At 41.8% G+C, this 21815-nt stretch carries 22 protein-coding genes; 17 read left to right on the forward strand and 5 right to left on the reverse strand.

Annotation, left to right across the window (positions count from 1 at the left end; all coding sequences use genetic code 11):
* Positions 1-50 precede the first annotated feature (50 nt).
* The 5 genes from ADH27_RS04205 to mutY all read left to right on the forward strand — a co-directional run bounded on the left by ADH27_RS04205 (position 51) and on the right by mutY (position 4653).
* Positions 51-722, forward strand: coding sequence for a GTP pyrophosphokinase (locus ADH27_RS04205; protein WP_048690012.1), 672 nt, complete (start codon positions 51-53; stop codon positions 720-722).
* Positions 706-1524: an NAD kinase gene (locus ADH27_RS04210; RefSeq protein ID WP_281281320.1), complete on the forward strand. Its 819-nt coding sequence runs from the start codon at positions 706-708 to the stop codon at positions 1522-1524. The genes ADH27_RS04205 and ADH27_RS04210 overlap by 17 nt, the downstream gene beginning before the upstream one ends.
* Positions 1521-2411, forward strand: a complete 891-nt coding sequence (locus ADH27_RS04215; RefSeq protein ID WP_048715941.1) for an RluA family pseudouridine synthase — start codon at positions 1521-1523, stop codon at positions 2409-2411. Before ADH27_RS04210 ends, ADH27_RS04215 begins: the two co-directional genes overlap by 4 nt.
* A 21-nt stretch (positions 2412-2432) precedes the next feature.
* Entirely contained in the window at positions 2433-3407 is a 975-nt protein-coding gene (gene pta / locus ADH27_RS04220) for a phosphate acetyltransferase (RefSeq protein ID WP_023023173.1), read from the forward strand.
* A 91-nt stretch (positions 3408-3498) separates the two neighbouring features.
* Positions 3499-4653, forward strand: coding sequence for an A/G-specific adenine glycosylase (gene mutY / locus ADH27_RS04225; protein WP_048715943.1), 1155 nt, complete (start codon positions 3499-3501; stop codon positions 4651-4653).
* A 27-nt stretch (positions 4654-4680) separates the two neighbouring features.
* On the opposite strand, the gene ADH27_RS04230 is transcribed toward mutY, so the two are convergent.
* The 5 genes from ADH27_RS04230 to ADH27_RS04250 all read right to left on the reverse strand — a co-directional run bounded on the left by ADH27_RS04230 (position 4681) and on the right by ADH27_RS04250 (position 8881).
* A complete protein-coding gene (locus ADH27_RS04230; RefSeq protein ID WP_048715945.1) occupies positions 4681-5028 on the reverse strand; it encodes a thiol reductase thioredoxin in 348 nt (115 codons plus the stop codon).
* A gap of 109 nt (positions 5029-5137) precedes the next feature.
* Positions 5138-6856, reverse strand: a complete 1719-nt coding sequence (locus ADH27_RS04235; protein ID WP_048715947.1) for a phospho-sugar mutase — start codon at positions 6854-6856, stop codon at positions 5138-5140.
* Positions 6857-7092: 236 nt separating this feature from the next.
* A complete protein-coding gene (locus tag ADH27_RS04240) occupies positions 7093-7653 on the reverse strand; it encodes an ECF transporter S component (RefSeq protein ID WP_048715949.1) in 561 nt (186 codons plus the stop codon).
* Positions 7650-8189, reverse strand: a complete 540-nt coding sequence (gene coaC / locus ADH27_RS04245; RefSeq protein WP_048715950.1) for a phosphopantothenoylcysteine decarboxylase — start codon at positions 8187-8189, stop codon at positions 7650-7652. The genes ADH27_RS04240 and coaC overlap by 4 nt, the downstream gene beginning before the upstream one ends.
* 5 nt (positions 8190-8194) lie before the next feature.
* Positions 8195-8881, reverse strand: coding sequence for a phosphopantothenate--cysteine ligase (locus ADH27_RS04250; RefSeq protein WP_048715952.1), 687 nt, complete (start codon positions 8879-8881; stop codon positions 8195-8197).
* Between the two features lie 267 nt (positions 8882-9148).
* Between ADH27_RS04250 and ADH27_RS04255 the strand changes: the two genes are divergently transcribed.
* The 12 genes from ADH27_RS04255 (at position 9149) to topA (ending at position 21779) form a co-directional block, all read left to right on the forward strand.
* A complete protein-coding gene (locus tag ADH27_RS04255) occupies positions 9149-10819 on the forward strand; it encodes a formate--tetrahydrofolate ligase (RefSeq protein ID WP_048715953.1) in 1671 nt (556 codons plus the stop codon).
* A 79-nt stretch (positions 10820-10898) separates the two neighbouring features.
* Positions 10899-11411, forward strand: coding sequence for a GNAT family N-acetyltransferase (locus ADH27_RS04260; protein ID WP_048715955.1), 513 nt, complete (start codon positions 10899-10901; stop codon positions 11409-11411).
* A gap of 483 nt (positions 11412-11894) precedes the next feature.
* A complete protein-coding gene (locus ADH27_RS04265; RefSeq protein ID WP_229102040.1) occupies positions 11895-12782 on the forward strand; it encodes a DUF3137 domain-containing protein in 888 nt (295 codons plus the stop codon).
* A gap of 2 nt (positions 12783-12784) precedes the next feature.
* A complete protein-coding gene (locus ADH27_RS04270; protein WP_048715957.1) occupies positions 12785-13339 on the forward strand; it encodes a LemA family protein in 555 nt (184 codons plus the stop codon).
* 158 nt (positions 13340-13497) lie between these two features.
* Entirely contained in the window at positions 13498-14574 is a 1077-nt protein-coding gene (locus ADH27_RS04275; protein WP_048715959.1) for an aspartate-semialdehyde dehydrogenase, read from the forward strand.
* Between the two features lie 89 nt (positions 14575-14663).
* The gene (dapA, locus tag ADH27_RS04280; protein ID WP_048715961.1) at positions 14664-15599 is read left to right on the forward strand and encodes a 4-hydroxy-tetrahydrodipicolinate synthase; all 936 of its coding nucleotides are present in this window, start codon (positions 14664-14666) and stop codon (positions 15597-15599) included.
* Between the two features lie 71 nt (positions 15600-15670).
* Positions 15671-16009: an ATP cone domain-containing protein gene (locus ADH27_RS04285; protein WP_006597242.1), complete on the forward strand. Its 339-nt coding sequence runs from the start codon at positions 15671-15673 to the stop codon at positions 16007-16009.
* A 124-nt stretch (positions 16010-16133) separates the two neighbouring features.
* Entirely contained in the window at positions 16134-16985 is an 852-nt protein-coding gene (gene ylqF / locus ADH27_RS04290; protein WP_048715962.1) for a ribosome biogenesis GTPase YlqF, read from the forward strand.
* On the forward strand, positions 16972-17742 hold the full coding sequence (locus ADH27_RS04295) for a ribonuclease HII (protein ID WP_048715964.1): 771 nt from the start codon (positions 16972-16974) through the stop codon (positions 17740-17742). The genes ylqF and ADH27_RS04295 overlap by 14 nt, the downstream gene beginning before the upstream one ends.
* Positions 17743-17753: 11 nt before the next feature.
* Complete coding sequence (locus ADH27_RS04300; RefSeq protein WP_048715966.1) at positions 17754-18680, forward strand: ROK family protein; 927 nt, start codon at positions 17754-17756, stop codon at positions 18678-18680.
* Positions 18681-18756: 76 nt separating this feature from the next.
* Entirely contained in the window at positions 18757-19599 is an 843-nt protein-coding gene (dprA, locus tag ADH27_RS04305) for a DNA-processing protein DprA (RefSeq protein WP_048715968.1), read from the forward strand.
* Positions 19600-19691: 92 nt separating this feature from the next.
* On the forward strand, positions 19692-21779 hold the full coding sequence (gene topA, locus ADH27_RS04310; RefSeq protein ID WP_048715970.1) for a type I DNA topoisomerase: 2088 nt from the start codon (positions 19692-19694) through the stop codon (positions 21777-21779).
* Positions 21780-21815 lie beyond the last annotated feature (36 nt).

A 21815-nucleotide genomic window follows, 5' to 3' on the forward strand; every position in this document is an offset into this window, starting at 1 on the left:
ATAGATGTGTTTATTTTATACAAAAAACTTTGAGATGACAAGGTGATTCAATGGCGATTGATTGGGAAAATTTTTTAGATCCCTATATCCAAGCAGTTGGGGAGTTGAAGATTAAACTTCGTGGGATAAGAAAGCAGTATCGCAAACAACAAAAGCATTCCCCAATCGAGTTTGTGACCGGTCGTGTGAAGCCGATTGAGAGTATTCTCGAAAAGATGGAACGCAGAAGTATATCTGAAGAGAACCTGGCTCAAGATATGCAAGATATTGCTGGTCTGAGGATCATGGTTCAATTTGTAGATGACGTAGACGAAGTCCTAGAAGTCTTGCGGAAGCGTCAGGATATGCGCGTGGTTCAAGAACGAGACTATATTCGTCACAAGAAATCAAGTGGGTATCGAAGCTATCATGTAGTGGTAGAGTATCCAGTAGATACCATTAATGGCTATGAAACGATTTTGGCAGAGATTCAGATTCGTACTTTGTCTATGAATTTCTGGGCCACCATTGAACACTCATTAAATTACAAATATAAAGGAGATTTTCCGGACGAGATTAAGAAGCGTCTTGAAGTCACCGCGAATTTGGCTTATCAACTCGATGAGGAAATGGGTGCCATTCGTGATGCCATTCAGGAGGCGCAAGCTCTTTTTGATCCAATGCATCGTAAATTAAACGATGGCGTCGGAAATAGTGATGATACAGATGAGGACTACAGGTAAAAAGGTTTCGATTATTCGGAATCGAAAACGCCAGAGCGAAGAGGTTTTTCAACAACTTCGTTATAAATTAAAAAAGAATAATTTTATCTTAACTGAGAAGCATCCGGATATCGTGATCTCTATCGGTGGGGATGGTATGTTGCTCTCGGCTTTTCATAAGTACGAGAGTCAATTAGATCGGGTTCGTTTTGTTGGAGTGCATACGGGTCATCTTGGATTTTATACGGACTATTTAGATGATGAGATTGACAAGTTGGTAGAAAATCTCAAGTTCGATACAGGTGCCAAGGTATCTTACCCAATCCTTAATGTCAAAGTGACCTTTGATAATGGGGATACGAAGATTATGCGAGCTCTTAACGAAGCGACAATCAAACGCAGCGATCGAACCATGGTGGCTGATTTAACCATCAATGGCGTTCATTTTGAGCGATTCAGAGGGGATGGCATTACGGTTTCGACCCCTACAGGTAGCACAGCTTATAACAAATCTTTGGGAGGAGCTGTTCTTCACCCGACGATCGAAGCGCTTCAGATTGCTGAAATCGCTAGTCTGAATAATCGTGTCTATCGAACTTTGGGGTCATCGATTATTGTTCCCAAAAAAGATAAGATTGAAATCACTCCTAGCCGGCCAGGTTTTCACATTCTCTCTGTTGATAATTCAACCTATTCCTATCGAAATATCGCCCATATCGAGTACCAGATTGATAACCACAAGATCAATTTCGTAGCGAGCCCAAGCCATACCAGTTTCTGGAATCGGGTCAAGGATGCCTTTATCGGAGATATTGACGAATGAGGTTCGAGTTTATTGCAGATGAACATGTCAAGGTTAAAACCTTTCTGAAGAAACATCAGGTTTCAAAAGGCTTATTGGCCAAGATCAAGTTTTCTGGAGGCCAGATTTTAGTCAATGGCGTTGAACAAAATGCCATTTATCTTCTGGATATCGGAGATAAGGTAACGATTGATATTCCCTCTGAGGAAGGTTATGAAGCTTTGGAGGCCATTGATCGTGATTTGGAAATCTTGTACGAAGACGATCATTTCTTGGTTATCAACAAACCAGCAGGAGTGGCATCCATTCCTAGCTCCCTTCATTCCAACACCATTGCGAACTTTGTCAAGGGTTACTATGTTCGCAATCAGTATGAAAATCAGCTCGTTCATATTGTCACCCGTTTAGACAAGGATACCAGTGGGATCATGCTTTTTGCCAAACATGGCTATGCCCATGCTCGCTTGGATAAGCAACTTCAGGCTAAGACGATTCAAAAACGTTACTTTGCATTGGTAAAGGGCAAGGGTAAGTTGGAAAGCAAGGGGGATATCATAGCCCCCATTGCGCGTGATGAAGACTCCATTATTACCCGAAAGGTAGCAAAAGGTGGCAAGTATGCTCATACCAGCTACCAAGTTGTCCAGTCTTTTGGTGATATTCATCTGGTGGATATCCAGTTGCATACAGGCCGGACCCATCAGATTCGCGTTCATTTTTCTCATATTGGTTTTCCACTTTTGGGAGATGATCTCTATGGAGGTTCGTTAGAAGATGGGATTCTTCGACAAGCCTTGCATTGCCATTCCTTGGCTTTTTATCATCCTTTTTTGGAAGAGGAGCTCCGAATTGAAAGCTCTCTGCCAGATGATTTTAGCCGAGTCTTAAAACAGTTATCAAATATTTAATTTTTTTCAAAGGAGAAACTCATGGAAGTTTTTGAAAGCCTCAAAACCAACCTCGTTGGTAAGAATGCTCGTATTGTGTTACCAGAAGGGGAAGAGCCTCGTATTCTGCAAGCAGCAAAACGGATTGTAAAAGAAACAGACGTTACACCTGTCTTGCTTGGTAATCCAGATAAGATTCGTATTTACCTTGAAATTGAAGGAGTTTTGGAAGGATACGAAGTTATCGACCCGCATTCTTACGCAGGCTTTGATGAGATGGTAGCTTCCTTGGTAGAACGTCGGAAGGGTAAAATGACAGAAGAAGAAGCACGTCAAATTTTGCAAGACGATGTCAACTACTTTGGTGTTATGTTGGTACATCTGGGAATCGTTGATGGTATGGTTTCAGGTGCGATTCACTCAACAGCTGCAACTGTTCGTCCAGCCCTTCAAATTATCAAAACTCGTCCAAATGTCAAACGCACTTCAGGTGCCTTCCTCATGGTTCGTGGTTCTGAACGTTACTTGTTTGGAGACTGTGCGATTAACATCAATCCAGATGCTGAAGGTTTGGCTGAAATTGCCATCAACTCTGCTATCACAGCCAAGATGTTTGGCATCGATCCGAAAATCGCCATGTTGAGCTATTCAACCAAAGGTTCTGGTTTCGGTGAAAGTGTTGATAAAGTTGTGGAAGCAACAAAAATCGCTCATGAACTTCGTCCAGACCTTGAAATTGATGGGGAATTGCAATTTGACGCTGCCTTTGTACCAGAAACAGCAGCATTGAAAGCTCCAGGAAGCAAGGTGGCAGGACAAGCTAATGTCTTTATCTTCCCAGGTATTGAGGCTGGTAACATTGGGTACAAGATGGCAGAACGTCTCGGTGGCTTTGCTGCAGTAGGACCAGTTTTGCAAGGGTTGAACAAACCAGTTAACGACCTTTCTCGCGGATGTAATGCAGATGACGTTTACAAATTGACCTTGATCACAGCAGCTCAAGCTGTGGAACAATAAGAATGATTGAAAGGCTTAGGGATTTCCTAGGCCTTTTTATGGTAGAGTCAGAATCTCTAAAGTAGAAGTCATTCTATGGTATACTAGGAATATGATGGATTTAAAAGATTACGGGATTATCATGTGGGAGGAGGAAAAAATTGCCTCTTTCCGAGAAAAGTTATTAGCCTGGTATGATGCCAATAAACGGGATCTCCCCTGGAGACGGACGCAGGATCCTTATAAAATATGGATTTCAGAGATTATGCTCCAGCAGACACGTGTCGATACGGTTATTCCTTATTATGAGCGTTTTTTGGATTGGTTTCCGACCATTGCGGATTTAGCTCAAGCCCCTGAAGAAAAGCTCTTAAAAGCTTGGGAGGGCTTGGGCTATTACTCGAGGGTCCGCAACATGCAGAAAGCTGCCCAGCAAATCATGGAGGACCATGGGGGTGTTTTCCCATCAAGCTATGAGGCTATCTCTAAACTCAAGGGAATTGGACCTTATACAGCTGGTGCCATTGCCAGTATTGCTTTTGGCTTGCCAGAGCCAGCAGTGGATGGCAATGTCATGCGGGTTTTAGCTCGTTTGTTTGAGGTTGACTACGATATCGGAGTTCCGACTAATCGTAAGATTTTTCAAGCCATGATGGAAGTCTTGATCGATCCAGAGCGTCCGGGTGATTTCAATCAGGCTTTGATGGATCTGGGCTCAGATATTGAATCACCAGTCAATCCACGGCCCGAAGAGAGTCCTGTAAAAGAGTTTAGCGCGGCCTATCAGCATGGGACCATGGATCGCTATCCCATCAAGGCTCCAAAGAAGAAACCAGTACCCGTTTATTTAACAGCCTTTATTATAAAGGATAGTCAAGAGCGCTACCTGCTGGAAAAAAATGAGCGAGAGGGACTCTTGTCAGGCTTCTGGCATTTTCCCTTGATTGAAGTGGATAGTCTATCTGAGAACCTGGGCCAATTGTCTCTACTGGATGAGAAGGAACAAGCAGAGAGCAATCTAGAGATTCTCTCCTTTGAACAGGACTATGACTTAGTCATTGATTGGCAAGAGAGAACTTATCCCATGGTCCAGCATGTCTTTTCGCACCGCAAGTGGCAGGTTCAACTTCGGTACGGATTGGTAAAAGAAGGAGAACAAGCAACCAGTGAATCAACTATTTGGTTAAAACCGGAAGAATTTTCGGCCTTTCCTTTTGCCAAACCCCAGCAGAAGATTTGGACGACTTTTACAGAAAATGAAAAATAGCTAGAGAATAATCTCTAGCTATTTTTTTTATAGATGAGCGAATGCTTTGATTTCTTCTTCTGACATGGATGAGTCGCAGCGAACGGTAACTTCACCGGCTTCGACATGTAAAAATCCAGGAACAGTTGGAATGCCATAGGTAGAGCGGAAGACTTGCAAAGCATCCAGTTGACTTGGTTCTTCACTATTAATGAAGTAGATATGAGCTTTAGTTTCGGCTACTACAGTTGCTAATTTAGCAGCGAACTTTCGGCAATATGGGCAAGTCTTGCGTCCAATAAAGAAGGTTGCTGTTTCTTTTTGGTCGATGGCTTCTTGCGCACGCGCAACAGTGGTTACTTCAAGATCTTTAATATCTTCTAAAAATTGTTCCATGAGATTACCTCGCTTTCTTATAAATCTAGTATGCCATAAAGGGCGAAAAAATGCTGTATTTTGATACGAAAAAAAGATGAGATTGGTTGATCTCATCTTTTGTGGTTTCTTATTTTACAAAGGCATTGATTTCAGCTTCGATGTTAGCAATTTTAGCTTGAGAATCTTCGTTGCTTTCACCAACAACGGCAATGTAGAACTTAATTTTTGGTTCTGTACCTGAAGGGCGAACGGCAATCCAAGAACCATCAGCAAGTGTGTATTTCAATACATCACTTGGAGGAGTTGTCAAGGTTGTTACAGTGCCATCAGCAGCAGTAGATGTTTGTGCTTTGAAGTCTTCAGTGATTGAAACTTCTGTTGAGTTAAATTCTTTTGGCCCGTTTTCACGGAATTTCGCCATAATCGCTTTGATTTGCTCAGCACCGTCAACACCAGAAAGTGTAACAGAGATTGTCTTTTCAGCATAGTAGCCGTACTCTTTGTAGATTTCTTCGATACCGTCAGCAAGTGTCAAACCACGAGAGCGGTAGTAAGCAGCAAGCTCAGCAACGACAAGGACAGCTTGAATCGCATCTTTATCACGTACGAATGGTTTAATCAAGTAACCGAAGCTTTCTTCAAATCCCATCATGTAAGTGTGATTGTGTTTTTCTTCGAATTCTTGAATCTTTTCAGCGATGAATTTGAAACCAGTCAAGACGTTAAACATAGTTGCGCCGTAGCTTTCAGCAATCTTCGTTACCAAGTCAGTTGATACGATAGATTTGCAAAGGGCTGCATTTTCTGGAAGAGTGCCAGCATTTTTGTGAGCTTCCAAGATGTACTTAGCCATGATAGCACCGATTTGGTTACCTGAAAGGTTAAGGTAGCTACCGTCTTTTTGAAGGACTTCAACACCGACACGGTCAGCGTCAGGGTCAGTTGCCACAAGAACATCAGCTCCTACTTGGCGACCAAGTTCTTCTGCAAGAGCAAAGGCTGCTTGGCTTTCTGGGTTTGGTGATTTTACAGTTGAGAAGTCAGGGTCTGGAGTTGCTTGAGCTTCAACGACTTGAACAGAGTCAAATCCTGCTTGAGCAAGAGCACGACGAGCCAACATTTCACCAGTACCGTGAAGAGGAGTGTAGACAATCTTCATGTCTTTGCCAAACTCTTCAATCAAGGCTGGGTTGATGTTAACGTCTTTTACTTCTTTGAGGTATTCAGTATCGACAGCTTCACCGATGACTTCAATCAAACCAGATGCTTTTTCAGCTTCAACATCCGCAACTTCTACAGCGAATGGATTGTCGATGGCACGGATGTAGGTTGTCAAAGCGTCCGCGTCGTGTGGAGGCATTTGACCACCATCTTCACCGTAAACCTTGTATCCGTTAAACGGAGCAGGGTTGTGGCTAGCAGTAATCATGATCCCTGCGAAACAGTTTAGGTGACGAACAGCAAATGAAAGTTCTGGAGTTGGACGGAGACTTTCAAAGACATAGGATTTAATACCGTGTTTTGCAAGAACGGCTGCTGATTCAAAGGCAAATTCTGGAGAGAAGTGACGGCTATCGTAGGCGATGGCTACACCACGTTCTTTTTCATTTCCACCTTTAGATTCGATCAAACGCGCCAAACCTTCAGTTGCTTGACGAACAACGTAGATATTAATGCGGTTAGTCCCAGCACCAATCAATCCGCGCATACCAGCAGTACCGAATTCAAGGTTTGTGTAGAAGGCATCTTCCTTCGTTTTTTCATCCATGCTTTCCAAATCACGACGAAGGTAATCTGGTAGGTCCGCGAAATCAGCCCATTTTTGGAAGTTTTCTTGATAAGTCATAGTGCAACTCCTTATTTCTATAAATTAATCGCTTACATTATAGCAAATTTTTTCAGAAAATTCTAGCGATAATTGTAAATCTTTTCAAAAATAAAGGGGGAATTTTGGATAGAAAAAAAGAGGCTGGGACAAAAGTCCTAGCCTCTCAATTGTCTTTGGATTGTCGAGCAAGACGCAGTTTTCGAGTGGGCTCTACTACGCTGATTTCATCAGCTTTTATAGCCCTACTCAACTGTTTATTTTATTTTTTCAAGGGCTGGGACAACGGCACTAGTGATCAGAACCGTTGCAATAACTTCGATAAGTGAGTTTGTAGACACAATCAAGGCTAGAAAATCGTTGATTCCACCTTTGAATTGACTACCAAAAAAGAAGTAAATCCCACTTAAAACAAAAACGGTATTGGTCATGGATCCGACAATGCCGGCTGTTATTAACCCGGTACGATTGCGCATTAATTGATAGATATAGTAAGGTGTTATTCCGATCAAGATACGTGGAACTATTGCAATAAGGAGGGAATAGAAGTTTCCGTTTGGTACAAAGGGACTAAAGAGGTGGCTTGCAGGTGTTAAAACAAGGGTATTCATCGTTAAACTAAATAGTCCCATAAGCAATCCTAAGGTAGCTCCGATTCGTGGCCAGTAAATGATAGACGCGATCACAACAGGAATATGAACCAAGGTTGGCTGAATACCTGATGGTACAAAATGTAAGATGAAGGAAGTTGTAAAATGGATGGTAATCATTACCGCGAAAAATATAGCAATGCGTGAAATGGATGAAGATTTTTTCATGAAAGTGACTCCTGTATAGTAGTTAGAATGGTTTCGATAGAAGCTAAAGCTCCAGACCCTTGATCGCCACAAGCCAGAGTAGCATGGCGAGGTTGAATAATCTGATAGCCGTAGTCTTGTAAAAGTTTTAGATTTCGTTGGGTAGCTGGGTGTTCCAGCATTTTCGTATTCATAGCGGGGGCTAGGATTTTTTTAGTTCCTTGAGGCAAGGCTAGAGCTGTGCTCGTCACCATATTATCCGCTAGCCCTATGGCAAGTTTTGCAATGGTATTGGCACTTGCAGGAGCGACTAGAAAAAGATCAGCCTCTTTCCCCAAGTCAATATGTTGGATTTGTTTTGGATCGTCTTCTGTCATGACCTCTACCAGGACAGCTTGTTTGGAGAGGACCTGAAGTGTTAGAGGGGTAATAAAAGCTGTAGCTGCAGGAGTCATAAGAATCTTTACCTGGTGACCGAGCTTGGTCAATTGACTGGTGAGGTCTGCTGCCTTGTAGGCAGAAATGCTCCCAGTTACAGCCAGTAGTATATTCGCCATAGGTTTTATCCTTTGTTCCTAATGTGATGATAAATTTTTTGAGCAATATCCAATTTCGTTTCGGCTATTTGAGTAGCATCTTTCGTAACTAAGTAAGCTCGATGTTTTCCGTCTTGAATTTCGCTTAAGTCATTGGCAACAATCATTTCTGCCTGATTTTTTTCGAGACTTGCACGAGCAACGGCTAGGAGTTGATCCTGTGCTACACCAACCAGCAGTTTAAAGCCGATCAAGCGAATGTCTGGATTCCATGTTTTTACTAAGGAAATCAACTTAGGATTTTTCTTTAAAAAGAGAACTTGGTAATCTTCCTCTGAAGAAATTTTCGATTCCTGGTTGGTTTGATGAAGAAAATGCTCTAAATTGCTAGCTTCTTTGACAGCCTGGAAACCTGACATATAGACAGGGCTGTAGTCAGAGACAGCCATAGCATGGATGAGCACCTGGTGAGTTGGAGTTTCTTTTTCAAGGACTGTTTGAAGTTCAGCGACATCTTTGATAAATATCTTTCTTAAATGAGGATGTTCTTTAGGCTGAACCGCAGTTGGAGTTGTCACCAGAGTCACAGAAAAACCTGCCTCTAAAAAACGTTTGGAAATGATTTTTCCAAGTTGACCAGTGGAATGGTTGGTAATCGAACGAACCTGATCAATCTTTTCACTCGTCCCACCGGAAGTAATCAAAATATTCATAGGCTTATTTTACAAGAATTTTATATTTTAGTAAAGCCAAGAACACGGCTCTTGCGATTGTTGGTCAAGGGGATACAAAGGCGGTAGAGTAGACGACGAAGGGACTCATAGTTATTTCATATAGAGGGGTATAAGAAATTGGAATAAAGGCTGAAAAAGCAGAGTTACTAAGCAAAAACCGAACGAATGAGAAAAGTTTGAGATTTAAAATATATATCCTTGTGAAATTTCTGTATAATAGGATTATTAAATAGTGAGGAGATTCAGATGAAGACAGATATCGAGATTGCACAAAGTATTGAATTGAAACCAATCACAGATGTGGTAGAGAAATTGGGTATTCACTTCGATGACCTAGAACTCTATGGAAAGTACAAGGCAAAATTAACCTTTGACAAGATCCAAGCCGTTCAGAAGGAAGAACCAGGAAAGCTCATCTTGGTAACCGCCATTAACCCGACTCCAGCAGGGGAAGGAAAGTCTACCATCACCATTGGTTTAGCAGATGCTTTAAATAAAATTGGCAAACAAACCATGATTGCCATTCGCGAACCTTCTTTAGGTCCTGTTATGGGGATTAAAGGGGGAGCAGCAGGTGGAGGTTATGCACAAGTTCTACCAATGGAAGACATCAACCTTCATTTCACGGGTGACATGCATGCCATTACAACAGCAAATAATGCACTTTCAGCTTTGATCGACAATCATTTGCATCAAGGAAATGAGCTAGGCATTGACCAACGTCGGATTATCTGGAAACGGGTAGTGGACTTGAATGACCGTGCTTTGCGTCACGTATCGGTCGGTCTTGGTGGACCGCTCAATGGGATTCCTCGTGAAGACGGATTTGATATCACCGTTGCTTCTGAGATTATGGCCATCCTTTGCTTGGCGACAGATATTGAAGACTTGAAACGTCGTTTGGCCAATATTGTGATTGGTTACCGTTATGATCGTAGTCCAGTTTATGTCCGCGATTTAGAAGTAGAAGGGGCGCTTGCCTTGATTCTGAAAGATGCGATCAAGCCAAACTTGGTCCAAACCATCTATGGAACGCCAGCCTTTGTTCATGGTGGACCTTTTGCTAATATTGCCCATGGATGTAATTCTGTTTTAGCTACCTCAACCGCTCTTCGTTTAGCCGATTACGTAGTGACAGAAGCAGGTTTTGGCGCGGATTTGGGAGCTGAAAAATTCTTGGATATCAAAACACCAAATCTTCCTGTTAGCCCATCTGCAGTGGTGATTGTCGCAACGATTCGTGCTTTGAAGATGAATGGTGGAGTTGCCAAAGATGCTCTTTCTGAAGAAAATGTAGAAGCTGTTCGTTCAGGTTTTGCGAACTTGGAGCGCCACGTAGAAAATATGCGTAAATTTGGAGTTCCTGTAGTAGTGGCTATTAATGAATTTGTCACAGATACAGAAGCTGAAATTGCAGCTCTGAAAGAACTCTGTGCTTCTATTCAAGTTCCTGTTGAATTGGCGAGCGTTTGGGCTGATGGTGCTGATGGAGGATTGGCCCTAGCAGAAACAGTAGTGGAGACACTTGAAACAAGTCCAGCCAACTACACTCGTCTTTATGATAATGACCTTTCTGTTGAAGAAAAGATCACTAAGATTGCCCAAGAAATTTACCGGGCCGACAATGTTGTCTTTGAGAAGAAAGCCAAAACTCAGATTGCTCAAATCGTGAAAAATGGCTGGGACAAGTTGCCAGTTTGTATGGCTAAGACCCAATATAGTTTCTCAGATGATCCAAGTCTCCTCGGGGCGCCGTCTGGTTTTGACATTACCATTCGCGAATTGGTACCTAAGACTGGTGCAGGCTTCATTGTTGCTTTGATAGGTGAAGTGATGACTATGCCTGGATTACCAAAACGTCCTGCTGCTTTGAACATGGATGTAGCAGAAGATGGGACTGCTTTAGGATTGTTCTAATAAAATATATAGAGGTTGGCGGACAACCTCTATTTTTGTGCTTTTGGGGTATAATAGAGAAATAGAAAGCGAGAAGACCATGCTGAAGATACGACCAGTCACCCTTGAAGATGCTCCTGAACTTGTCAGGATTTATGCTCCCTATGTTGAGAAAACAGCCATCACTTTTGAATACCAGGTTCCGACCATTGAGGAATTTGAAGGGCGTATCGAAAAGATCCTTCAACGTTTTCCCTATTTAGTAGCAGAAGTAGACGGTCAAGTCCTTGCTTATGCCTATGCCTCAAGCTATTATGATCGATCAGCATATGATTGGGCGGTGGAAGTATCCGTCTATGTGGATCAAGATCGTCGTGGGCAAGGTCTGGGTTCTCGATTGTATGAGGCATTAGAGTCGGAGTTGGAGGCGCGTGGTTATTTACGTTTCTTAGCTTGCATTGCCCTGCCAAATCCAGCTAGTATCGCCCTCCATGAGAAACGTGGCTATGTGAAAGTTGCTCATTTTCCTAAAATTGGCTATAAATTTGATCAATGGCATGATATTGTCTGGATGCAAAAGACGATCGAAGGGCCTGTGAAGCCCCTAATGTAAAAATTAGAAGGAGCTTAGCTTTGCTCAATTTCTTTTAAGTTATTTAAAAGGAAGTCTAGAACGAGCCTCTTGACTTTTTTGGGCCGTTCATGGTACACTAAGTTTATGCGATGAGTCGATTGGCTCTTAGGAGCCTTTTGCGCTGAGGAGGTCTACATTTAATTGTAACGCAGGAGCGGACCTTGAACAGTTGTGTGAACCTGCTGTTCTCATCGAAAGATGCCTCGAATCCCTTACCATGTGGTAAGGGATTTTTTTTGTAAAAATTCATAGTAAGCAAATACATAAATTTGTTTGCCTCTTATGACTACCGGTGATATAATGATGTAAATAAATGGATTCATTTGTGTTTGAAAGGAGATGGTTATAGTGTATGATCAAAACAGTTCAAACAACAAGTGGTCACAAGAAACGTTTCAACGTATCAGTGAACTGGAAAAATTAGAACAATATCAAGCTAAGTTGCTCATTATGAAGTAACAAATGAAGAATAATCTTCATTGGAGAAACGCCACTATTCTTGGTGGTATTCTAGCTTTTCTCTCCTTCCAACTTGTTAGATGGCGAGCAGCGATTGTTATCATTCTTCTTGTAGTGGTGTTTTATTATTTACCGGCATACAAAAAACGAAAAGCCTTATTCGGAGATCAGGTTCGATCCAATGAAGAGATTTATATTACAGATTTTCTTTGTCCCATCCTGAAAGAAGTTTTTCCTCAAGCGGAGCTAACTCTGACAGCTGACTACCCAATGAATGTCCTGCAGGTCATTAGTCCGAGATCGACTAAGTTTGATCTCTTTCATCAATTGTCTTTCCATGATGAAAAGAATCTCGTAGTAGCCAATCTCTATGCTTATCATATTGAGACGCGAACAAAGAGAGACTCAAGTGGGGAAACTCATACGGTCAGAGAAGAAGTTGAAGATTTTGCTGGTCAGATTTTTTCTTTAAAAGCTCCTATCTCATTTCCAGGGCACTTGAGAGTTGTTCCAACCAAGAAATCTTTGTTTTTAAAAAGAGAACTAAAAGGTGCCTATCCGGGTGCTGGACCTAATGAAGTTCAAATTGAAACAGAAGATATCCGAAACAATGAAAATTACAATATCTATTGTACAGATGAACTGGCTGCTCGAAAATTCTTAAAACCCAAGATCCTAGAATGGTTTGATCAGCAAATTTCTCAAAATGCTATGTGTGTGTATTTAGTACAAGATACACTCTATATTTCCTTATATACTAACCGCTACCTTTTCCCAACACCGAATAGAAAAGATGCAATCGAAAGTCTTTCGATTGCTGCAGAGTATCAAAAACTCTGTAGGGAGATTGATCTCATTGATGAATTAACCAATATATTTAAAGGAGAATAACTATGTTAGGATTATTTATTGCCATCGTCGTTTTTGCTCTTGTCATTGTTATGTGGTTTATCGGTGAAAGCAATCGCTTGAATCGTTATCAGGTCATGATTGAAGAAGCAAAGAGAACGGTTGATATAATTCTTGTCAAACGCTACGATACCATTTCTGAAATGTTGAAGGCAGCTAAGGCCTACGCCAAACATGAAGAGAAAGTCTTTACCGAATTAGTAGCCCTTCGTCAAGGTGCCTCTATCCAAGAATCCAACCAAGTTATTGCCAATCAAAATGATGTCTTGGCACAAATCCGAGCAGTAGGTGAGAATTATCCAGATCTCTTATCTTCTAACCAATTCTTGGCCTTGCAAAAAGAAATTGCAGACGAAAATGAAGATTTGGCAGCTTCTAAACGTATTGTTAATAGTAATATTAGCCAAATCAACCAAGCAATAGTAACCTTCCCAACTTCACTAGTGGCGGGTATCAAAGGGATGCAACAGGTGCCATTTTTATTGGAAGATACTCAAGGCAAGAAGAATTTGAATGATTTGGATTATGAAATCCATTAATTTTCAATAAAAGCTATTCGATATCTAGAAACTATCCCGGTCTTAGATCGGGATTATTTTGTTTTTATAAGTGTAAAATACACTTTTCATTTGTAGGGAAAAATAGTATAATAGATAAAATTCACAAATTTTTAGAAAATTCCGAAAGAGGTTTTATTATGGGATATACAGTTGCTGTTGTCGGTGCTACAGGTGCCGTTGGTGCACAAATGATCAAAATGCTGGAAGAATCAAGTCTTCCAATTGATAAGATTCGCTACCTTGCATCTGCGCGTTCAGCAGGGAAGGTCTTGCAATTCAAAGGGCAAGACGTGACCATTGAAGAAACAACTGAAGAGGCTTTTGCAGGAGTAGATATCGCTCTCTTCTCAGCTGGAGGATCAACTTCAGCTAAATATGCACCATATGCTGTTAAAGCTGGTGCGGTCGTAGTAGATAACACTTCTTACTTCCGTCAAAATCCAGATGTACCATTGGTTGTTCCTGAAGTAAATGCACATGCGCTTGATGCCCATAACGGAATCATCGCCTGTCCTAACTGTTCAACCATTCAAATGATGGTAGCTCTTGAGCCTGTTCGTCAGAAATGGGGCTTGGACCGTATCATCGTGTCTACTTACCAAGCTGTCTCTGGTGCTGGTATGGGAGCCATTCTTGAAACCCAACGTGAATTGCGTGAAGTATTGAATGATGGAGTGGATCCACGTGATTTGCACGCGGAAATCTTACCTTCAGGTGGCGATAAGAAACATTATCCAATCGCCTTTAACGCCCTTCCTCAAATTGACGTCTTCACTGATAATGACTACACATATGAAGAAATGAAGATGACGAACGAAACTAAGAAAATCATGGAAGACGATAGCATTGCCGTATCAGCAACATGTGTACGTATTCCAGTCTTGTCAGCTCACTCAGAGTCAGTTTACATTGAGACCAAAGAAGTAGCACCAATCGAAGAAGTAAAAGCTGCTATTGCTGCCTTCCCAGGAGCAGTGTTGGAAGATGATGTGGCTCATCAAGTATACCCACAAGCTATCAATGCGGTTGGTTCTCGCGATACCTTTGTTGGTCGTATCCGTAAAGACTTGGATGCTGAAAAAGGGATTCATATGTGGGTGGTTTCTGATAACCTTCTTAAAGGAGCTGCTTGGAACTCAGTTCAAATTGCAGAAACCCTTCATGAACGTGGACTCGTGCGCCCAACAGCTGAGTTGAAGTTTGAGTTGAAATGATTCATTAACTAAATAAATTGTAATAGGGGACAGCTATCAACTTTTGGTGCTGTCCCTCTTCCCTATGGTTGTCTCAAGAAGGAGTATGTATGTCTTATCAAGATTTAAAAAATTGTAGAATGATCACTGCCTTTATCACTCCCTTCCATGAAGATGGTTCGATTAATTTTGAGGCTATTCCTCCGCTTATTGAACATCTTTTGGCTCATCACACAGATGGGATTCTTTTAGCTGGTACCACAGCTGAAAGTCCAACTCTAACACACGATGAAGAATTAGAACTTTTTGCAGCGGTGCAAAAGGTAGTCAACGGACGGGTTCCTTTGATTGCTGGTGTCGGGACCAATGAAACTCGCGACTCGATTGAGTTTGTAAAAGAAGTCGACCAATTTGGTGGTTTTGCTGCCGGATTAGCGATTGTCCCTTATTACAACAAACCTTCTCAAGAAGGTATGTACCAGCATTTTAAGGCTATTGCAGACGCTTCTAACTTGCCAATCATAATCTATAACATTCCTGGGCGCGTGGTTGTCGAAATGACACCAGAAACCATGCTTCGTTTGGCAGAACATCCAAATATCATCGGGGTAAAAGAGTGTACAACCCTTGCCAATATGGCTTATTTAATTGAGCACAAGCCAGAGGAGTTCCTCATTTATACGGGAGAGGATGGAGATGCTTTCCATGCCATGAACCTTGGGGCAGATGGGGTGATTTCAGTAGCATCTCATACCAATGGGGATGAAATGCACGAAATGTTCCTAGCCATTGAAAATAATGATATTAAAAAAGCGGCGGCCATTCAGCGCCAATTTATCCCGAAAGTCAATGCTCTCTTCTCTTATCCAAGTCCAGCTCCAGTTAAAGCAGTCTTGAACTATATGGGCTTTGAAGCAGGGCCAACTCGTTTGCCATTAGTGCCAGCTCCTGCTGAGGAAGCGAAGCGCATTATCAAGGTTGTAGTGGATGGGGATTACCACGCGACCAAAGAAATCATTACGGGAGTTCTTCGTCCGGATTATTGACGTTTTAGATTCTTGACAAATCCCCTATTTATTTAGATAATAGAAGTATATTGATGATCAAGGAGAATAAGATGGAAGTCATTAAACGTAGTGGTGAAGTTGTAGAATTTGATCCAGATAAAATCTATCAAGCTGTTTTGAAGGCAGCACAAACAGTCTATGTCTTGACCGATGATCTTCGCCAAAACTTGGCGCAAGTGACTAAAAAAGTTGTGATGGATTTGGAAGAAGCGAAAGTGGAACGTGCCACAATCAGCATGATCCAATCAATGGTTGAGCACCGTTTACTTGGTGCTGGTTATATTACCATTGCTGAACACTATATTTCTTATCGTTTGCAACGCGATTTGGAACGAAGTGGCTATGGAGACCACATCGCTGTTCACTTGCACTTTGAGCAAATTCGCTAAAATAAGAAACGAAGTTACGGGTGTAGCTTCGTTTTTTTAAGAAAAAATGGGGAGCAGTTTTAAAAGAAAATACTGTATTTCATGGTATAATAGATAAGATTGAATGTTGAAAGGATTTCATTTCATGGCGATTATTCAATGGTTTCCTGGACATATGTCCAAAGCTAGAAGACAAGTACAAGAAAATATTAAATTTGTGGATTTCGTGACAATTTTGGTGGACGCTCGTTTGCCTCTATCAAGTCAAAATCCTATGTTAACAAAAATTGTTGGTGATAAGCCTAAGCTGATGATTCTGAACAAGGTAGACTTGGCAGATCCTGTCGCTACAAAAGAATGGCAGGAGTATTTTGAGTCACAAGGGATCAAAACTTTGGCTATTAACTCTAAAGAGCAATCTACGGTTAAAAAGGTTACAGATGCTGCTAAGTCTTTGATGGCCGATAAAATTGCCCGTCAGAAGGAACGAGGGATTCAAATTGAAACCCTTCGGACCATGATTATCGGGATTCCCAATGCTGGTAAATCAACGCTGATGAACCGCTTAGCAGGGAAAAAGATTGCTGTTGTTGGAAATAAACCAGGGGTGACCAAGGGGCAACAGTGGTTGAAAACCAATAAGGACCTCGAAATCTTGGATACCCCAGGGATTCTTTGGCCAAAATTTGAAGATGAAGAAGTGGCCTTGAAGCTCGCCTTAACAGGAGCAATTAAGGACCAGTTGCTTCCAATGGATGAAGTGACCATTTTTGGCCTCAACTATTTTAAAGAGCACTACCCTAAAGAGTTACAAGAACGCTATAAGCAAATGAAATTAGATCAGGAAGCGCCTGAAATCATTATGGAGATGACTCAACGCTTAGGTTTCCGAGATGATTATGATCGCTTCTACAGTTTGTTTGTCAAGGATGTACGTGATGGTCGTTTGGGTCGCTATACCCTTGATCGTGTAGGTGAAGTAGATGCCAACGATTAAAGAAATCAAAGAGTGTTTGTCAACGATTGATAGGCTAGATCATCCCTTATTTGAAGAGTTGATCCTTGATGGTCGAGCGGGCGTTCAAGCGGCTATCAGCAAACGAAAACGCGAACTCCAAAAACAAGTAGACGAAGATTTGCGTTTGGAAAAAATGCTAGCCTATGAGAAAGAACTTTATGCTCAAGGGATTCATCTTATTGCAGGTGTTGATGAAGTAGGGCGAGGCCCTTTGGCTGGCCCTGTCGTCGCAGCAGCCGTCATTCTGCCTGAAAATTGTAAGATTCCAGGTTTAAACGATAGTAAGAGAATTCCAAAATCGAAGCACCATGCTATTTACCAAGCGGTTTTAGATCAGGCTCTCTCTGTCGGGATTGGGATAAAAGATAATCGGGTCATTGATCAGGTTAATATTTATGAAGCAACCAAATTAGCCATGCTTGAGGCTATTCAAGAATTGGACCCTCAACCTCAACACCTCTTGATTGATGCTATGAAATTGGACCTCCCTATTTCTCAGACATCCATCATCAAAGGAGATGCTAATTCTCTGTCTATCGCAGCTGCTTCTATTGTGGCGAAGGTGACACGAGATCAGATGATGGCAGCCTATGACCAAAAGTATCCAGGTTATGATTTTACTCAGAATGCGGGGTATGGGACAAGCAATCATCTTGAGGGCTTGGAAAGACATGGGGTCACGCCTATCCATCGTCGAAGCTTCGAACCCATTAAGTCCATGACGGATCTTGACTAGGAGGGAAGGAAATGCTATTAGCCTTTGATATTGGAGGAACCTTTATTAAATATGCCTTAGTGGATGAAGCCTATCAGGTGAATGATTCCTCTAAAGTTCCGACACCAGCTACTATTGAGGAATTCTGGGAAGCTCTTGAGCGCGTGATTTGCTTGTTCCAGAATCGAATCACTGGGATCGCCATCTCTTGTCCGGGTGAAATCAATAGTCGACTGGGATTTGTCTTTAAAGGTGGCCTCGTTCCTTATTTAAGGAATATTCCTTTAGCTTCTCGTTTAAATAAGACTTTTCAAGTCCCTGTGACCGTCCTCAACGATGGGGATGCTGCAGGCTTGGCAGAAGCACGAATTGGAAACCTCCAGGATTGTGATTGTGGCGCAACCTTTGTGTTAGGAACTGGGGTAGGCTTAGCCTTGACTTCCAACGGTTCCTTAATTTCCACCTGGAATCTCAAGGATTATCTTCGTTGGCCAAGCTTAGGGGAGAAGCAAGTGACTCCTGAACAAAAGCAATATCAGACCGAGATTTTGCGACATGGGATTTCCAGTTTGGTTCAAAATTTAGGCTCTGCAGTCAATTTTGTGGCTAATGCTAGTCGACTCCTAGAATTGCCTGAAGAAGATGGAGTTCAAGTTTTTGAAGTCCTTGAAGCTGGTTATCATGAGGAATTGCAAGACTTATTTGCTTCTTATTGTCGAGAAATTGCGATCCTAATCTATAACCTTCAGTCTTTGGTTCGGCTTGAAAAAGTGACGATTGGTGGGGGAATTAGTAGTCAACCCCTTCTTTTAGAAGAGATTAACCATCAGTATAAAAGCCTGATGGAGGAAAGTGGGGAGCAACGATTTTCTTTAGTAGAGATTCAAGCAGCTCGTTACCACAACTCAAGTAATCTTTTGGGGGCAGTTTGTCATTTTAACATCTTAGAAAATCATTAAAAAGTTCTATTTTTAGAGCTTTTTTTGTTTTCTTTTACGAATATTATAAATAGATAGTAGAAAAAGAGGTTTACGAATGAAGAAATATGAACTTTATAAATTAAAGGTTGCTGGCCTGTCAAATCTACAGGTTTTTAACATTGTCAATTACTGGGAAATGAATGGGGAGTGGCCCTCTTTAGAATTAATGGCAAAAATTGCAGGTTGTCGTAATCAAACACTATTTATGGAACGGTATATCCGGATTGATGACAAGGTCTTGAGAGAAGAGTTTAAGGAGTTTGATTCGATTTCCATTATGGATCCGGAATATCCTGAAGAGCTTCTCTGGATGCATAACCCACCTGTTTTGTTGTTTTACTCAGGCAATATTGATCTTCTTAAACAGCCAAAGATTGCGGTCGTAGGAAGTCGATCCTGTAGTCGTAACGGGATTCAATCCGTCGAGAAAATCATTAACGAGTTAAATAATGAATTGATTGTGGTGAGCGGATTAGCCAAGGGAATTGATGCTGCAGCCCATTATGCCGCTATTCGAAATGGAGGAAAGACAATTGGAGTGATTGGTACTGGCTTAGATGTCTTCTATCCTAGATCCAATAAACAATTGCAGAAGTACATGAGTGGGAGTCATTTAGTGTTAACAGAATACGGTCCTGGACAAGGCCCTCAAAAACATCATTTTCCAGAACGCAATCGGATTATTGCTGGGCTTTCTAGAGCAGTGATTGTGGCGGAAGCGCGGATGCGATCTGGAAGTCTGATCACCTGCGAGCGTGCTATGGAAGAAGGGCGAGATGTCTTTGCTATTCCTGGTTCGATCTTGGATGGACGTTCAGATGGCTGTCACCACCTCATTCAAGAAGGTGCAAAGCTGGTCACCAGTGGAAAAGATGTCCTAGATGAGTTTGAATTTTAAAATGAGTTTTCCTATAGGAGAACTTCACGGTTGACATCCCGAAAAAAATAGTTTACACTCTATGAGGTTTATTACAAAATAGAGGTAAAAAAGTGGCTACTAAAACAAAAAAGAAAACCACAACAACTAAAAAGAATTTAGTCATCGTGGAGTCTCCTGCGAAAGCGAAGACGATTGAAAAGTATCTTGGTAGAAATTATAAGGTCATGGCCAGCGTGGGTCATATTCGTGACTTGAAAAAATCTACCATGTCTATTGATTTTGAGAACAATTACGAACCAGAGTACATCAATATTCGCGGAAAAGGTCCTTTGATTAATGATTTGAAAAAAGAGGCTAAAAAAGCCAAACAAGTCTTTCTCGCAAGTGACCCGGACCGTGAAGGAGAAGCTATTTCTTGGCATTTGGCGCATATTCTTCAGTTGGATAAGGAAGATAAGAACCGCGTTGTTTTCAACGAAATTACCAAGGATGCGGTAAAAAATGCCTTTCAAGAACCCCGTAAGATTGATATGGATCTGGTAGATGCTCAACAAGCGCGCCGTGTCTTGGACCGGATTGTTGGGTACTCCATCTCACCAATTCTATGGAAAAAGGTGAAGAAGGGACTTTCGGCTGGTCGGGTGCAATCCGTTGCGCTTAAGTTAATTATTGACCGGGAAGAAGAAATCAATGCCTTCCAACCAGAAGAATATTGGACAATTGATGGAACCTTTAAAAAGGGGACCAAGCAATTCCAAGCCAATTTCTATGGAATGAATGGCAAGAAGATGAAACTTCAAAACCAGGAGGATGTGAAAGCTGTACTTTCGCATCTAGATGGGAAAGAGTATATCGTTGAAAAGGTTGAGAAGAAAGAGCGCAAACGCAATGCGCCGCTTCCTTACACAACTTCTTCCATGCAGATGGATGCTGCCAATAAGATCAATTTCCGTACTCGTAAGACCATGATGGTAGCACAGCAATTATACGAAGGAATCAATATTGGATCAGGTGTTCAAGGTTTGATTACCTACATGCGTACGGATTCGACTCGGATTAGTCCAGTCGCTCAAAATGAAGCAGCTAGCTTTATCGTTGATCGATTTGGAGATAAGTATTCTAAGCATGGTAGCCGGGTTAAGAATGCTTCTGGTGCTCAAGATGCCCACGAAGCCATTCGTCCTTCTAGTGTCTACAATACGCCTGAGAAAATTGCCAAGTATTTGGACAAGGACCAGCTCAAGCTCTACACCTTGATCTGGAATCGTTTTGTGGCTAGTCAGATGACAGCAGCTATTTTTGATACCATGAATGTCCGTTTAGGGCAAAATGGAGTTCAATATACAGCAAATGGAAGTCAGGTGAAGTTTGACGGCTATTTGGCGATCTACAATGATTCGGACAAGAATAAGATGCTACCGGACATGGAAGAAGGTGACACCGTCACTCAGGTCAACAGCAAACCTGAACAGCACTTTACCCAACCACCAGCTCGTTACTCTGAAGCGACTTTGATTAAGACTTTAGAAGAAAATGGAGTTGGTCGTCCTTCAACCTATGCACCGACCATTGAGACCATTCAAAAACGCTATTACGTGAAGCTTGTAGCCAAACGCTTCGAGCCAACCGAATTAGGAGAAATCGTCAATAAACTGATCGTTGAATTCTTCCCAGATATCGTCAATGTAACCTTTACCGCTGAGATGGAAGGAAAGTTGGATGATGTCGAACTCGGGAAAGAACAGTGGCAAAAGGTTATTGATTCCTTCTACCAACCCTTTAAAAAAGAAGTAGCCAAGGCTGAAGAAGAGATGGAGAAAATCCAAATCAAGGATGAGGCTGCTGGATTTGACTGTGAGGTTTGTGGAAGTCCGATGGTCATCAAGTTGGGTCGATTTGGTAAGTTCTTCGCTTGTAGCAATTTCCCTGATTGTCGCCATACGCAAGCTATCGTTAAGGAAATTGGAGTGGAATGTCCAGATTGTCACCAAGGCCAAATCATCGAGCGTAAAACCAAACGGAACCGTCTCTTCTATGGCTGCAATCGCTATCCAGACTGCGAATTCACCTCTTGGGACAAGCCAATTGGCCGTGATTGTCCAAAATGTGGTCACTACCTAGTTGAGAAAAAAGTTCGTGGTGGCGGTAAGCAAGTCGTATGTAGCAACGGCGACTACGAAGAAGAAAAAGTAAAATAAGATTTTAGAATCATGCGATGTCTATTATAACGGCAA

The sequence above is a fragment of the Streptococcus sp. 343_SSPC genome, assembly GCF_001072385.1.
Lineage (GTDB): Bacteria > Bacillota > Bacilli > Lactobacillales > Streptococcaceae > Streptococcus.